Source organism: Streptomyces sp. NPDC060184, from assembly GCF_042728795.1.
GTDB lineage: Bacteria > Actinomycetota > Actinomycetes > Streptomycetales > Streptomycetaceae > Streptomyces.
Window position 1 is genome coordinate 74,979 of record NZ_JBHWYX010000017.1, and the last position, 15,366, is coordinate 90,344.

The window sequence follows — 15,366 nt, forward strand, 5'->3', positions numbered from 1 at the left end:
CCTGCGTGGGTGGTGATTGAAACCCCTAGATCACAAAGACTGCGGGGTGTGTCCGATCTTCACCCTTGCTCTCCCCCTCGTGCCAAGGGAATACCCACCCTTGGGCACGCGAAAGCAGCCAGTTGTATCGTCGAACCGTTCAACACCCGTCAGGGCTGGCTTCAATTGGTTGAGATACGCAGGGATCGGCAGGACATATGACCGTGCAGCATGACTCGCCCGGCGCGAGCGACACCGAGGATCTGGAGGTCTGGATCGACCAGGACCTGTGCACGGGCGACGGGATCTGCGTCCAGTACGCCCCCGAAGTGTTCGAGCTGGACATCGACGGGCTGGCCTATGTGAAGAGCGCCGACGACGAGCTGCTCCAGGAGCCGGGCGCCACCACGCGGGTTCCGCTGCCGCTGCTGACGGACGTGGTGGATTCGGCCAAGGAGTGCCCCGGCGACTGCATCCACGTACGTCGAGTTTCGGACAGCGTCGAGGTCTACGGACCGGACGCGGCGTAGGCGGGGCCCGGGTCCGGTCAGACGCCGGCGTCGGGCCGCGCGGCGGACCGGACGAAGGCTCCGCCCGTCCAGTGCCAGGTGGTCTCCTCGCGCTGGTCGGGGCAGCAGCTGGGCACCTGGTCCGAGGAGTAGCCGAGCGTGGTCGCGGAGACGACGGCGTTCTCCACGGCGAGTTCACCGACCGTCAGCCGCAGAGCGGGGTCCACCAGGGTCGCCACGACCCGGGGTGCGGCCCCGCTTCCGTGTGTCAGGACGTAGACGCCGTCCGGCGGGGTGCCGGAGCCGGCGGCGCAGTGGACGGCCACCACGGTCTCGGGCCTGCCGTCGCCGTCCAGGTCGCCCCGGGCCTGCCGTCCGACGGCCTGGCCCACGCTCCCGCAGGTGAGGGGGAAGACCACACCGGTGGGGTCGGGGGCTTCGGCGGTACTGACCCGGGGAGCCGCGGTACCGGCCGGAGCCGCGGTCGCGGCGGACGCGGACGCCGCGCCGTCGCCGGGCTGCAGCAGGCCGGCCACCGCGACGGTCGCGAACACCGCCGCGGCGGTGGCGAGCCAGTGCATCGCCCTGGAGTCGTTGTGCGCGAGATCCGGGAGTACGGAAGGCTGCACGCGGTCTGTCTCCTGATGTTTCCGGGGAGCATGTGGAACGTCCCTGCCGGGCATCGGCGGCAGGGGGTGGCCAGCATCGTGCCACACCTCACACGGGCGGGGAACAGCGGGGTGCGCGAGGGCTTCCGCCGGGAACCGGAGGGCGGAAGCGGGGAAGCGGAGGGGCCGGCACGGGCCGGGGGCATGCGAAGGGCGCCGTCGCCCCGCCTGCCCGGGTCGGTCCGGGAGGGCGGGGCGGCGGCGCCCATCACTGCACCGCGAGCCGGTCGTGGTGGTCGGTCACCACGGTCGGGTCGCGGTCGTCGGTGCCGCGCGACCTGCGTGGGTCGCGCGATCGGCCGGTGGTCGAGCGGTCGCGTCCGTCAGTCGCGGTCGGCGGAACCGCTCCGGTCGGCGGAACCGCTCCGGCCGCCGGGGCCGTCGTAGTCCTCGCCGTAGGCGCCCTTGGAGGGACGGCGGCGGCGCATCGGGGGCTCGACCCCGTCCGCCAGGCGGCGGGCGGTCACCAGGAAGCCGGTGTGGCCGATCATCCGGTGGTCCGGGCGGACGGCGAGGCCCTCGACGTGCCAGTTGCGGATCATGGATTCCCAGGGCTGCGGCTCGGCGAAGCAGCCGATCTCGCGGATGGACTCGACCGTCCGCGACAGCTGGGTGGTGGTGGCGACGTACGCGCAGACGATGCCACCGGGCACCAGCGCCTTGGATACGGCCTCCAGGCACTCCCACGGGGCGAGCATGTCCAGGACGACCCGGTCCACCTCGGTGTCCGAGAGGTTGTCCTGGAGGTCGCCGATGGTGAGCTGCCAGGCCGGGTGCGGGCTGCCGAAGTAGCGCTCCACGTTCTGCTGGGCGATCTCGGCGAAGTCCTCGCGGCGCTCGTAGGAGTGCAGCATGCCCTGCTCGCCGATGGCGCGCAGCAGGAAGGTGGAGAGCGCGCCCGATCCGACGCCCGCCTCCACGACGCGGGCGCCGGGGAAGATGTCGGCGAAGGCCAGGATCTGGCCCGCGTCCTTGGGGTAGACCACGGCGGCGCCGCGGGGCATGGAGAGGACGTAGTCGGGGAGCAGGGGGCGCAGCGCGAGATAGGCGACGTTTCCCGTGGTACGGACAACACTGCCCTCGGGAGCACCGATCAGCTCGTCGTGCGGGAAAGAACCCTTGTGGGTGTGGAAGTTCTTTCCGGCTTCGAGCGTGAAGGTGTGGTGGCGTCCCTTGGGGTCGGTGAGCTGTACTTGGTCCCCGACCTTGAAGGGCCCACGGCGGCGGGCGGCACCGGTCGGTTCAGACATGTGACCAGCGTACCGGTGTTTCCGGGGCCTCCTTCCGCCGGTGGGCGGCGGCGGGCACCCGCCGGAGCGGGCCTCAGGCCCCGGGGCGCGTCATGGCGGCGAGGAAGGCGCGCTCCACGTCGGTCGTGGAGAGGACGCCGTAGACCGCGCCGGACTCCTCCACGACGAGGTACTCGGTCGCGGGGGTGGCCCGCAGCCGGTCGAGCAGTTCCTCGCCCGCGAGCTCGGCGGGGACGCGCATGCCCTCGTTGAGGTCCTGGGCGAGGCCGCCGACGGCGACCCAGGGACGGCGGTGCTCGGGGACCCCGCCGATGGCGGACTCCCGGACGACGCCCTTCGGGGTGCCTTCCGGGTCGACGACGACGAGGGCGCGGGCCCCCGCCTCGTTGGCCCGGCGCAGCGCTTCGGAGAGCGGGGTGGCGGACTCGACGGGTACCGCGCGGCGGGTGAGGGTGCGGGCCCGGAGCTCGGGGAGGTGTTCGCGCAGCCGTGCCATGCGCAGGCTGTTGCCCGCGCCGGTCCAGATGATCCCGGCGAGGATGGCGGCGAGCAGGGCGTCGGTGACCGTCTCCATGCCGCCGATCTCGTCGGCCGAGCCGCCGGTGTGCGTGAGCAGCGGCAGGCCGATGAGTACGGCGACGGCGAGGCCCCGTCCGACCCAGGCGGCGACGACGGTGCCGCTCATGGGCTTGCCGGTGATCTTCCAGACGACCGCGCGCAGCATGCGCCCGCCGTCGAGCGGGAGCCCGGGCAGCAGGTTGAAGACGGCGACGATGAGGTTGGAGATCATCAGTCCGGCGAGCAGGACGCCGGGGACGGTGCCGGGCTCCACGAACTGCATGGAGAGATAGAACACTCCGGCCAGGACGAGGGAGAGGAGCGGCCCCACGAAGGCGAGGACGAACTCGCGCCCGGGGGTCTCGGTCTCCTTCTCGATCTCGGAGACGCCGCCGAAGAACTGGAGCTGGATGCGGCGCACCGGCAGCTTGTACCGGAGGGCCGCGACGGTGTGCGCGAGTTCGTGGACGAGCACGGAGGCGTAGAAGGCGATGGCGAAGAAGAGGGCGACGAGGTAGCGGGCGCCGCCGAGCTCGGGCAGGACGCGGTCGAGCTGTCCTCCGAAGACCCAGGTGATGAGCGCCGCGACGACGAACCAGCTGGGGGCCACGTACACGGGCACACCGAACGGGCGGCCCATGAGCAGGCCGCCGCCGGGTCCGGCGGGGCGGCGGGGGCGTTCCTTGCCCGGCCCGGGGTCCGTTCCCCCCGCGCCGGGCTGCGGGCGCCGGTTGTCGCCGCTCTCGTCGCTCTCGTCCACTGGGTCCTTCCGTCCGGGGCGTCTGAGTCGGTCATGCAGGGCCCGAGGCTCTGCCGTCGATGGTATGCCGCCCGCTGTCAGTGGCGGGTCGTAGGGTCTGGGGCATGAGTTCCGCACCCCGGCCCCCCGCGCCGCCGTCCTCCCTGTCGCCGTCGCGGGCGAACGACTTCATGCAGTGCCCTTTGCTCTACCGCTTCCGGGTCATCGACAAACTGCCGGAGAAGCCGAGCGAGGCGGCCACCCGCGGCACCCTGGTGCACGCGGTGCTGGAGCGGCTCTTCGACGCGCCCGCCGCGGAGCGTACGGCGCCGAGGGCGCGGGCCCTGGTGCCCGGGCAGTGGGACCGGCTGCTGGAGTCGAAGCCGGAATTGACGGAGCTCTTCGCCGAGGACACCGGGGGTGAGCGGCTCGCGGGGTGGCTGGGCGAGGCGGAGCGGCTGGTGGAGCGGTGGTTCTCGCTGGAGGATCCGACGCGCCTCGAGCCGGTCGAGCGCGAGATGTTCGTGGAGACGGAGCTGGAGTCCGGGCTGCGGCTGCGCGGGGTGATCGACCGCGTCGACATCGCGCCGACGGGCGAGGTGCGGATCGTCGACTACAAGACGGGGAAGGCGCCGCGTCCGGAGTACGCGGAGGGCGCCCTCTTCCAGATGAAGTTCTACGCGCTGGTGGTCTGGCGCCTCAAGGGCGTGGTGCCGCGCCGGCTCCAGCTGGTCTACCTCGGCAGCGGCGACGTCCTGACGTACGACCCGGTGGTCGCGGACCTGGAGCGGGTGGAGCGGAAGCTGCACGCGCTCTGGGAGGCGATCCGGCAGGCGACGGAGACCGGTGAGTGGCGGCCGAGGCCGACCAAGCTCTGCGGCTGGTGCGACCACCAGGCGTTCTGTCCGGAATTCGGCGGGACTCCCCCGGTCTATCCGCTCCCCGTGGTGCTGCCGGAGTCCCGTGAGGATGGGACGGGCAGAATGGGACCGGTCGGGGCCGGCGCCGGTCGGCCCGCGTCCCCAGACGGTTCCTGAGGAGTTCTCCGTGGCAATCCGCGTCCTGCTGGTCGACGACCAGCCACTGCTGCGCACCGGCTTCCGGATGATCCTGGAGGCCGAGGGCGATCTCGCGGTGGTCGGCGAGGCCGGTGACGGCCTCCAGGCCATCGACCAAGTCCGGGCGCTCCAGCCGGACGTGGTGCTGATGGACATCCGGATGCCGCGGATGGACGGTGTGGAGGCGACCCGCCAGATCACCGGCCCGGACCGGAACGGCCCGGCGAAGGTGCTGGTGCTCACGACGTTCGATCTGGACGAGTACGTCGTGGAGGCGCTGCGCGCGGGCGCCAGCGGCTTCCTGCTCAAGGACGCCCCGGCCCACGAGCTGGTCCAGGCGATCCGGGTGGTGGCCGCGGGCGAGGCGATGCTCGCCCCGAGCGTCACCCGGCGGCTGCTCGACAAGTACGCCGACCACCTCCCGTCCGGCGAGGAGCCGGTCCCGGACGCCCTGCACCGGCTGACCGACCGCGAGGTCGAGGTGCTGAAGCTGGTGGCGCGCGGTCTGTCGAACGCGGAGATCGCGGCGGACCTCTTCGTCAGCGAGACGACGGTGAAGACACATGTCGGCCATGTGCTGACCAAGCTCCAGCTGCGCGACCGGGTGCAGGCGGCGGTGTACGCGTACGAGAGCGGTCTGGTGCGGCCGGGGGCGCAGTAGCGGACGCCGCCCTGGTCCCGCGCGGACGCGGTGGCCGGCCGGGGTGCGGTGCCGGGGGTCACCCGGCCGGGGTCATCCCCGGTCCAGGACCAGCTTCTGGAGGAAGGCCAGGTCGACCTCTTCCAGCGAGCCGACGACCGCGCGTCCGGCCGCCGGTGCGATGGGCGCGACGGAGGGCACGGCCACGACCCGGCATCCGGCGGCTTCCGCCGAGGCGACGCCGGTGGCGGTGTCCTCGATGACGGCGCAGCGGGCGGGGTCGGCGCCGAATCCGGCGGCTGCCGCGAGGTAGGGGTCGGGGTGCGGCTTGGTGCGGGCGACCTCGTCCCCCGCGATGGTCAGCGCGAAGTGGTGGTGTCCCACCGAGTCGAGGACCCGGTCGATGATCCGGCGGTGCGAGGCGGAGACGAGTGCGGTCGGCACGGAGTGGGCGGAGAGCTCGGCGAGCAGCCGGGCAGCGCCGGGCATGAGGGGGACGCCCCGCCCGATGCGCTTCTCGAAGCGGTCGTTCAGCAGGACGGTGAGCTCCTCCACCGCGATGTCCGCACCGGTCACGTCGATGAGGTAGCCGGCGCTGCGGGCCATCGGCCCGCCGACGACCACCTCGCGCCAGGACTCGTCGAGCCGGTGGCCGAGGTCGGCGAACACCTCGGCCTCGGTGTCCCACCAGAAGCCCTCCGTGTCCACCAGGGTGCCGTCCATGTCGAGAAGGACGGCCTGCAGGGTGGCACCGTCGGCCGTGCGGGTCAGGGACGCGGGGACCGTACTGGTCATGCGGCACACCTTCCGTGAGGGACGAGAAGGCCGGCCACCCTTCCGGGGAAGGGCGACCGGCCTCACTGGACCGACCAGTCTACGACTCGTCCGGCGTCCGCGCGTGAACGGTCTCCGGTGTTTTCCCGGCGGGAGTACGTCGGGAGGGTGGCGGCCGGCGGCCGTGCGCGGCGCGTCAGCGCGCGTTGAAGTACTTCGCCTCGGGGTGGTGGATGACGATCGCGTCCGTGGACTGCTCCGGGTGGAGCTGGAACTCCTCGGAGAGGTGGACGCCGATGCGCTCGGGCCGGAGCAGTTCGGCGATCTTCGCGCGGTCCTCCAGGTCGGGGCAGGCGCCGTAGCCGAGGGAGAAGCGCGCGCCGCGGTACTTCAGCGCGAACATGTCCTCGACGTGGGCCGGGTCCTCGCCGGAGTAGCCGAGCTCGGAGCGGACCCGGGCGTGCCAGTACTCGGCGAGGGCCTCGGCGAGCTGGACGGAGAGGCCGTGCAGCTCCAGGTAGTCGCGGTAGGCGTTGGCCTCGAAGAGCTTGGCGGTCTCGGCGCCGATCTTGGAGCCCACGGTGACGACCTGGAGGCCGACGACGTCCTTCTCGCCGGACTCCTCCGGGCGGAAGAAGTCGGCGAGGCAGAGGCGGCGGCCCCGGCGCTGGCGGGGGAAGGTGAAGCGGGTGCGCTCCGAGCCGTCCTCGTTCAGCAGGATGAGGTCGTCGCCCTTGGAGACGCAGGGGAAGTAGCCGTACACCACGGCGGCTTCCAGCAGGTTCTCGCTCTGGAGCTTGTCGAGCCAGCCGCGCAGGTGCGGGCGGCCCTCGGTCTCCACCAGCTCCTCGTACGTCGGTCCGTCACCGGCGCGGGCCTGCTTGAGGCCCCACTGGCCCTTGAAGAGCGCGCCCTCGTCGAGCCAGGAGGCGTACTCCTTGAGCTGGATGCCCTTGACGACGCGGGTGCCCCAGAACGGCGGGGTGGGCACCGGGTTGTCGGTGGCGACGTCGGAGCGGACGCCGGTCTCCGGTTCGGTGACCTCCAGGACGGCGGTGTCGCGCTTGGGCACCCGGCGCTGCTTGAGCTCGGGGAGCACGGCTCCGGGGACGCCGCGCTTGACCGCGATGAGGGCGTCCATCAGGCGCAGGCCCTCGAACGCGTCGCGGGCGTAGCGGACCTCGCCCTCGTAGATCTCGTGCAGGTCCTGCTCGACGTAGGCGCGGGTGAGGGCCGCGCCGCCGAGGATCACCGGGAAACGGGCGGCCAGCTTGCGCTGGTTCAGCTCCTCCAGGTTCTCCTTCATGATCACGGTGGACTTCACCAGGAGGCCGGACATGCCGATGACGTCGGCCTTGTGCTCCTCGGCGGCTTCCAGGATCGCCGAGACCGGCTGCTTGATGCCGATGTTGACGACGTTGTAGCCGTTGTTGGAGAGGATGATGTCGACGAGGTTCTTGCCGATGTCGTGGACGTCGCCGCGGACGGTGGCCAGCACGATGGTGCCCTTGCCCTCCGCGTCGGACTTCTCCATGTGCGGTTCGAGGTAGGCGACCGCGGTCTTCATGACCTCGGCGGACTGGAGCACGAACGGCAGCTGCATCTGGCCCGAGCCGAAGAGCTCGCCGACCACCTTCATGCCTTCGAGCAGGGTGTCGTTGACGATGTCGAGGGCCGGGCGGGTCTCCAGGGCCTCGTCGAGGTCGCCCTCCAGGCCGTTCTTCTCGCCGTCGATGATGCGGCGCTGGAGGCGCTCGTCGAGCGGCAGCGCGAGGAGTTCCTCGGCCTTGCCCGCCTTCATCGACTTCATGTTGACGCCCTCGAACAGCTCCATGAGCCGCTGCAGCGGGTCGTAGCCTTCGGCGCGCCGGTCGTGGATCAGGTCGAGGGCGACCTTGACCTGCTCCTCCTCCAGGCGGGCGATCGGCAGGATCTTCGAGGCGTGCACGATGGCGGAGTCGAGACCGGCCTTGACGCACTCGTCGAGGAAGACGGAGTTCAGCACGACCCGGGCGGCCGGGTTGAGGCCGAAGGAGATGTTGGAGAGGCCCAGCGTGGTCTGGACGTCGGGGTGCCGCTTCTTCAGCTCGCGGATGGCGCCGATGGTGGCGATGCCGTCCTTGCGGGACTCCTCCTGACCGGTGCAGATGGTGAAGGTCAGGGCGTCGATGAGGATGTCCGACTCGCGGATGCCCCAGTTGCCGGTGAGGTCCGCGATGAGCCGTTCGGCGATGGCGACCTTGTGCTCGACGGTGCGGGCCTGGCCCTCCTCGTCGATGGTGAGGGCGATCAGCGCGGCGCCGTGTTCGGCCGCGAGCCGGGTGACCTTGGCGAACCGCGACTCGGGTCCGTCGCCGTCCTCGTAGTTGACGGAGTTCAGGACGGCACGGCCGCCGAGCTTCTCCAGGCCGGCCCGGAGGACGGGCACCTCGGTGGAGTCCAGCACGATCGGCAGGGTGGACGCGGTGGCGAAGCGCCCGGCCAGCTCCGCCATGTCGGCGACCCCGTCGCGGCCGACGTAGTCGACGCAGAGGTCGAGCATGTGCGCGCCCTCGCGGATCTGGTCGCGGGCCATTTCCACGCAGTCGTCCCAGCGGGCCTCCAGCATGGCCTCGCGGAACTTCTTGGACCCGTTGGCGTTCGTACGCTCACCGATGGCGAGGTACGAGGTGTCCTGGCGGAACGGCACGGTCTGGTAGAGCGAGGCGGCGCCGGGCTCGGGGTGCGGGTCGCGGACGGTGGGCACGGTGCCGCGGACGCGCTCGACGACCTGGCGCAGGTGCTCCGGGGTCGTACCGCAGCAGCCCCCGACCAGGGAGAGGCCGTACTCGCGGACGAACGTCTCCTGCGCGTCGGCGAGTTCGCCCGGGGACAGGGGGTAGTGCGCGCCGTCCTTGCCGAGGACGGGGAGGCCGGCGTTCGGCATGCAGGAGAGCGGGATGCGCGAGTGGCGTGCGAGATAGCGCAGGTGCTCGCTCATCTCGGCGGGGCCCGTGGCGCAGTTCAGGCCGATCAGGTCGATGCCGAGGGGTTCCAGGGCGGTGAGCGCCGCGCCGATCTCGGAGCCGAGCAGCATGGTGCCGGTCGTCTCGACGGTGACGGAGCAGATCACCGGAAGGTTCGCGCCGGTGGCCTCCAGCGCGCGACGGGCGCCGATGACCGACGCCTTGGTCTGCAGCAGGTCCTGGGTGGTCTCCACGAGGAGGGCGTCGGCGCCGCCGGCGATCAGGCCCTCGGCGTTCTGCTGGTAGGCGTCGCGGAGCTTGTCGTACGGGGCGTGCCCCAGGGTCGGCAGCTTGGTGCCGGGGCCCATGGATCCGAGCACCCAGCGCTGCTGTCCGGTGGAGGTGGTGAACGCGTCGGCGACCTCGCGGGCGATCCGCGCGCCGGACTCGGAGAGCTCGAAGACCCGTTCGGGAATGTCGTACTCGCCGAGAGCTGCGAGGTTCGCGCCGAACGTATTGGTTTCGACACAGTCGACGCCGACCCCGAAGTACTCCTCGTGCACGGAGCGCACGATGTCGGGGCGGGTGACGTTGAGGATCTCGTTGCAGCCTTCGAGGTCCTGGAAGTCCGCGAGCGTGGGGTCCTGGGCCTGGAGCATGGTGCCCATGGCGCCGTCGGCCACGACCACACGGGTGGCGAGTGCTTCGCGGAGTGCGTCGGCCCTGCTCGGGCTGGCGGCGGAAGGGGTCGGCAACGAGGCCATGGATGATCTCCCAGGGATGCGACGGCTGTCGGCTTTGCGCACTTCCGGCAGAAGGCGCACCCGGCCAGCGTAGCCCGCTACCGGTGACCCCTGTGCGGGCGTCCCACCGACCGGACTGCATGCTGTGGCGGAAATGGTGTGGCGGGGAAGCGACGGAACACTGCCCCTTGCCCCGCGCGGAGGTCGACATGGACCGATAGTGTTCAGCATTGTCGAACCGAGCGGATGAGTGGAGGAGTACGGCGCGATGGCCAAGAACATCCAGTCGCTGGAGCGGGCGGCGGCGATGCTGCGCCTGCTGGCGGGCGGCGAGCGCCGGCTCGGCCTCTCCGACATCGCCTCGTCCCTGGGCCTCGCCAAGGGGACGGCCCACGGCATCCTGCGCACCCTCCAGCTGGAGGGCTTCGTCGAGCAGGACCCCGCGTCCGGCCGCTACCAGCTGGGCGCGGAGCTGCTGCGCCTGGGCAACAGCTATCTGGACGTCCACGAACTGCGCGCCCGGGCCCTCGTCTGGACCGACGACCTGGCCCGGTCGAGCGGCGAGAGCGTCCACCTCGGGGTGCTGCACCAGCACGGGGTCCTGATCGTGCACCACGTCTTCCGGCCGGACGACAGCCGCCAGGTGCTGGAGGTCGGCGCGATGCAGCCGCTGCACTCCACGGCCCTCGGCAAGGTGCTCGCCGCGTTCGACCCGGTGGCCCACAGCGAGGCGCTCGACGGCGAGCGGCGCCCCTTCACCGCCCGTACGGTCACCGCGCAGGACGCCTTCGAGGAGACGCTCGCGCTGACCCGGGCGCGCGGCTGGGCGGACGACGCGGAGGAGACCTGGGAGGGGGTGGCGGCCGTGGCGGCCCCCATCCACGACGGCCGCCGGATGCCGGTCGGCGCGGTCGCGGTGACCGGCGCGGTGGAGCGGCTGCGCCCGGCGGGCGAGCTGCGCCCCGAGCTGATCGCGGCGGTGCGCGACTGCGCCCGTGCGGTCTCCCGCGACCTGGGGGCCGGCCGCTTCTGAGCCGGGCGGGGTACGGGCCCGGCCCGCCCGATCCCGTACCCGGGTCGTATTCGGCGCCTCCGAGCCCGCCCGTCTCCCCCGACCGGGCGGGCTCTCGCACGCGCGAGCCCCGCGTCCGTCACTCCCCGGCGACCGAGCACCCCCGCCGGTCACCCTCGTCCGACACCGCCACCGGTCGCCCCCGCCGGGCGCTCCCCGGCCGCCCGGTCGTTCTCCGCCGGAGCGCACCACCCGGTCCGAGTCGTATGCCACACCCCCTTGACGCCCGCCTCGGCCGAGCGAAACACTGCCGTTCACCGGTCGGCATTGCCGAACGCTTCACGACCATAGGCGTTAAGGTGTGGCAATGCCGAGGGCCGGTCAAGCCCCTGCAGGCGGCGCATCCCCCTCGACGGGGGCGTCGTCTGGGGCGTGTACCCCCGGAGGGACCCGGTGGTGCGCATTCCTCTGGACGAAGGACAAAGGAGTCGCGGTGTCCAGCTCCGACATCTTCATCGGCGAGACCATCGGTACCGCCGTGCTCATCCTGCTGGGCGGTGGTGTCTGTGCCGCCGTCACCCTCAAGCGCTCCAAGGCGAAGGGCGCGGGCTGGGTCGCCATCGCCTTCGGCTGGGGCTTCGCCGTGCTCACCGGCGCCTATCTGGCGGGCGGTGTGTCCGGGGCCCACCTCAACCCGGCCGTCACCATCGGCCTCGCGATCCAGGGCGGTACGCCGTGGAGCCAGGTGCCCCTCTACGTCGGATCGCAGCTGCTCGGTGCCGCCATCGGAGCGGTACTGGTGTGGGCCGTGTACTACGGGCAGTTCCGGGCCCACCTGACCGACCCGGAGATCACCGGCGCCGAGAACCCCGCCGAGGGCATGGTCGACCAGACCAGCGACCCGTACGCGGGACCGGTGCTCGGGGTCTTCTGCACCAGCCCCGAGATCCGCAACGCCGCGCAGAACCTGGTCACCGAGATCATCGCCACCCTCGTGCTGGTGCTGGCCATCCTGACCCAGGGCCTCAACGACGACGGCAACGGGCTCGGCTCGCTGGGGGCGCTCGTCACCGCTTTGGTCGTGGTCGGCATCGGGTTCTCCCTGGGCGGCCCGACCGGCTACGCGATCAACCCGGTCCGCGACCTCGGCCCGCGTATCGTGCACGCACTGCTGCCGCTGCCGAACAAGGGCGGCTCGGACTGGGGCTACGCGTGGGTACCCGTCGTGGGACCGCTCGTCGGCGGCGCCCTGGCCGGCCTCCTCTACAACGTCGCCTTCGCCTGATGCGCGAGAGCCCGGCAGACGCCTCCACCCACACCACCACAGACCCCGGGGAGCACACCGTGAACGACGCACACACCGCCGGCCCGTTCATCGCGGCCATCGACCAGGGCACCACGTCCACCCGCTGCATCGTCTTCGACAAGGACGGCCGGATCGTCTCGGTCGAGCAGAAGGAGCACGAGCAGATCTTCCCGAAGCCCGGCTGGGTCGAGCACGACGCCACCGAGATCTGGGAGAACGTGCAGGAGGTGGTGGCCGGAGCGGTCGTCAAGGCGGGTGTCACTGCCGACGACGTGAAGGCCATCGGCATCACCAACCAGCGCGAGACCACCCTGCTGTGGGACCGGCACACCGGAGAGCCCGTCCACAACGCCCTCGTCTGGCAGGACACCCGTACCGACGCGCTCTGCAAGGAACTCGGCCGCAACGTCGGCCAGGACCGCTTCCGCCGCGAGACCGGTCTGCCGCTCGCCTCCTACTTCGCCGGCCCCAAGATCCGCTGGCTGCTCGACAACGTCGAGGGGCTGCGCGAGCGGGCCGAACGCGGGGACATCCTCTTCGGCACGATGGACTCCTGGGTCATCTGGAACCTCACCGGCGGCACCGACGGCGGCGTCCACGTCACGGACGTCACCAACGCCTCGCGCACCCTGCTGATGAACCTGCACGACCTGACGTGGGACGAGCGCATCCTGCGGTCCATGGACATCCCGGCCGCCGTACTGCCGGAGATCCGCTCCTCCGCGGAGGTGTACGGGCTCGCCTCCGACGGGGTGCTCGCCGGGGTCCCGGTGGCCTCCGCGCTCGGCGACCAGCAGGCGGCGCTCTTCGGCCAGACCTGCTTCTCGGAGGGCGAGGCCAAGTCCACGTACGGCACCGGCACCTTCATGCTCATCAACACCGGCTCCACCCCGGTCAACTCCTACAACGGGCTGCTGACCACCGTGGGCTACCGGATCGGCGACCAGCCGGCCGTGTACGCGCTGGAGGGGTCGATCGCCGTCACCGGTTCGCTGGTGCAGTGGATGCGCGACCAGATGGGGCTCATCAACTCGGCCGCCGAGATCGAGACCCTGGCCTCCTCGGTGGACGACAACGGCGGCGCGTACTTCGTGCCCGCCTTCTCCGGCCTGTTCGCCCCCTACTGGCGCCCCGACGCGCGGGGCGTCATCGCCGGGCTCACGCGGTACGTCACCAAGGCGCACATCGCCCGGGCCGTGCTGGAGGCGACCGCGTGGCAGACCCGCGAGATCAGCGACGCCATGACGAAGGACTCCGGCGTCGAGCTGACCGCGCTCAAGGTCGACGGCGGCATGACCTCCAACAACCTGCTGATGCAGATGCTCTCCGACTGCCTGGACGCGCCCGTGGTGCGCCCGATGGTCGCCGAGACCACCTGTCTCGGCGCCGCCTACGCCGCCGGGCTCGCCGTCGGCTTCTGGCCGGACACCGACGCGCTGCGCGCCAACTGGCGCCGGGCCGCCGAGTGGACACCCCGTATGGACGCGGCCACCCGTGACCGCGAGTACAAGAGCTGGCTCAAAGCGGTGCAGCGCTCCATGGGCTGGCTCGACGACACCGAGGAGTAGCAGACATGACCATCCCGCAGAGCGTCCCCGCACCCGGGACGCGCCCGGCCGCCGGCTCCCTCCCGGGCCGCGCCGAGACCAGGGAGCGGCTCTCCCGCACGACGTACGACCTCCTGGTGATCGGCGGCGGCATCCTGGGCATCTCCACCGCCTGGCATGCCGCGCAGTCCGGGCTGCGGGTGGCCCTGGTGGACGCCGGCGACTTCGCGGGCGCCACCTCCTCCGCCTCGTCGAAGCTGCTCCACGGGGGGCTGCGCTACCTCCAGACCGGCGCGGTGCGGCTGGTCGCGGAGAACCACTTCGAGCGGCGGGCGGTCTCCCGGCAGGTCGCCCCGCACCTCGCCAATCCGCTCACCTTCTACCTGCCGGTCTACAAGGGCGGCCCGCACGCGGCGGCCAAGCTCGGCGCGGGCGTCTTCGCCTACTCGGCGCTCTCCGCCTTCGGCGACGGCGTCGGCCATGTGATCAGCCCGCAGCGGGCCCGGCGGGAGGTGCCCGAGCTGCGTACGGACGGGCTGAAGGCGGTCGCGGTCTACGGCGACGACCAGATGAACGACGCGCGGATGGCCCTGATGACCGTGCGCGCGGCGGTCGTGGCCGGTGCGGACGTGCTCAACCACGCGGCGGTGACCGGGCTCCGGTTCACCCGGGGCCGGGTCACCGGCGCGGAGCTGGCCGACCGGGCCGACGGTACGGAGTTCGGGGTGGACGCCCGCCTGGTGCTGAACGCCACCGGCCCGTGGGTGGACCGGCTGCGGAGGATGGAGGACCCGGGCGCCGCCCCCTCCGTGCGGCTCTCGAAGGGCGCGCACCTGGTGCTGCGGCGCACCGCCCCCTGGCGGGCGGCGCTGGCGACGCCGATCGACAAGTACCGGATCACCTTCGCCCTGCCGTGGGAGGACATGCTGCTGCTCGGCACCACGGACGAGGTGTACGAGGGCGAGCCCGAGGACCTGGCGGTGACGGAGCAGGACACCGCGCAGATCCTGGACGAGGCGGCGTTCTCCGTCCGGGACCAGCAGCTCTCGCGCGACCTGATCACGTACTCCTTCGCCGGGCTGCGGGTGCTTCCGGGCGGTCCGGGCGACACCTCGAAGGCCAAGCGGGAGACGGTCGTGACGGAGGGGCGCGGCGGGATGCTGTCGGTGGCGGGCGGCAAGTGGACGACGTTCCGGCACATCGGCCGCACCGTGACGGCCAAGCTGGCCGCGCTGCCGGGGCGTCCACTGGGCGACGCGATGGAGCCCGTGGACCGGCTGCCGAGGCGGCTGCCGCTGCCCGGGATCGCCAGTCCCGAGGCGGTGACGCACCGGCTGCTGGCGGACGGTGCCGGGTCCGGTCCCCGGCTGGCGGCGGACACCGCGCGCCATCTGGCCACGCACTACGGTTCGCTCGCCTTCGACATCGCCCGGCTCGCGGAGGAGGACCCGGCCCTCGCCCGCCGTGTCCACCCGGACGCTCCGGAGATATGGGCGCAGGTGGCGTACGCGCGCGACCACGAGTGGGCCCGGACCGCCGACGACGTGCTGCGGCGGCGGACGACGCTGACGATCCGGGGGCTGGCAACCGACGAGGTGCGGGCCGGGGTCGAGTCGGTGCTGGCAGGGCGCGACTGAG

12 protein-coding genes are annotated in these 15,366 nt (G+C 71.9%); 7 read left to right on the forward strand and 5 right to left on the reverse strand.

Annotated features, from left to right (window positions below; all coding sequences use genetic code 11):
* Positions 1–197 precede the first annotated feature (197 nt).
* Positions 198–509: a ferredoxin gene (locus ACFWEE_RS13995; RefSeq protein WP_386888943.1), complete on the forward strand. Its 312-nt coding sequence runs from the start codon at positions 198–200 to the stop codon at positions 507–509.
* A gap of 17 nt (positions 510–526) precedes the next feature.
* Here ACFWEE_RS13995 and ACFWEE_RS14000 read toward each other — a convergent pair whose 3' ends face one another.
* The 3 genes from ACFWEE_RS14000 to ACFWEE_RS14010 all read right to left on the reverse strand — a co-directional run bounded on the left by ACFWEE_RS14000 (position 527) and on the right by ACFWEE_RS14010 (position 3,724).
* Complete coding sequence (locus ACFWEE_RS14000; RefSeq protein WP_386888945.1) at positions 527–1,117, reverse strand: hypothetical protein; 591 nt, start codon at positions 1,115–1,117, stop codon at positions 527–529.
* Positions 1,118–1,479: 362 nt separating this feature from the next.
* Positions 1,480–2,406 carry a tRNA (adenine-N1)-methyltransferase gene (locus ACFWEE_RS14005; protein ID WP_386888946.1) on the reverse strand — a complete coding sequence of 309 codons (927 nt, stop codon included), beginning with the start codon at positions 2,404–2,406 and terminating at the stop codon, positions 1,480–1,482.
* Positions 2,407–2,479: 73 nt separating this feature from the next.
* Complete coding sequence (locus tag ACFWEE_RS14010) at positions 2,480–3,724, reverse strand: site-2 protease family protein (RefSeq protein ID WP_386888947.1); 1,245 nt, start codon at positions 3,722–3,724, stop codon at positions 2,480–2,482.
* A gap of 104 nt (positions 3,725–3,828) precedes the next feature.
* Between ACFWEE_RS14010 and ACFWEE_RS14015 the strand changes: the two genes are divergently transcribed.
* A complete protein-coding gene (locus tag ACFWEE_RS14015; RefSeq protein ID WP_386888949.1) occupies positions 3,829–4,740 on the forward strand; it encodes a RecB family exonuclease in 912 nt (303 codons plus the stop codon).
* Between the two features lie 10 nt (positions 4,741–4,750).
* The gene (locus ACFWEE_RS14020) at positions 4,751–5,422 is read left to right on the forward strand and encodes a response regulator (protein WP_386888950.1); all 672 of its coding nucleotides are present in this window, start codon (positions 4,751–4,753) and stop codon (positions 5,420–5,422) included.
* 72 nt (positions 5,423–5,494) lie between these two features.
* Here the strand turns inward: ACFWEE_RS14020 and ACFWEE_RS14025 are convergent, their stop codons facing one another.
* The gene (locus tag ACFWEE_RS14025) at positions 5,495–6,196 is read right to left on the reverse strand and encodes an HAD family hydrolase (protein ID WP_386888952.1); all 702 of its coding nucleotides are present in this window, start codon (positions 6,194–6,196) and stop codon (positions 5,495–5,497) included.
* 175 nt (positions 6,197–6,371) lie between these two features.
* Entirely contained in the window at positions 6,372–9,884 is a 3,513-nt protein-coding gene (gene metH, locus ACFWEE_RS14030) for a methionine synthase (RefSeq protein WP_386888953.1), read from the reverse strand.
* A 247-nt stretch (positions 9,885–10,131) separates the two neighbouring features.
* Here metH and ACFWEE_RS14035 point away from each other — a divergent pair, with 247 nt between their 5' ends.
* The 4 genes from ACFWEE_RS14035 (at position 10,132) to ACFWEE_RS14050 (ending at position 15,365) form a co-directional block, all read left to right on the forward strand.
* Entirely contained in the window at positions 10,132–10,896 is a 765-nt protein-coding gene (locus ACFWEE_RS14035; RefSeq protein WP_386888954.1) for an IclR family transcriptional regulator, read from the forward strand.
* Between the two features lie 472 nt (positions 10,897–11,368).
* Positions 11,369–12,160: an MIP/aquaporin family protein gene (locus ACFWEE_RS14040; RefSeq protein ID WP_386888956.1), complete on the forward strand. Its 792-nt coding sequence runs from the start codon at positions 11,369–11,371 to the stop codon at positions 12,158–12,160.
* 59 nt (positions 12,161–12,219) lie between these two features.
* Positions 12,220–13,749: a glycerol kinase GlpK gene (glpK, locus tag ACFWEE_RS14045; protein WP_386888957.1), complete on the forward strand. Its 1,530-nt coding sequence runs from the start codon at positions 12,220–12,222 to the stop codon at positions 13,747–13,749.
* 5 nt (positions 13,750–13,754) lie between these two features.
* A complete protein-coding gene (locus ACFWEE_RS14050; RefSeq protein WP_386888958.1) occupies positions 13,755–15,365 on the forward strand; it encodes an FAD-dependent oxidoreductase in 1,611 nt (536 codons plus the stop codon).
* Position 15,366: the final 1 nt, after the last annotated feature.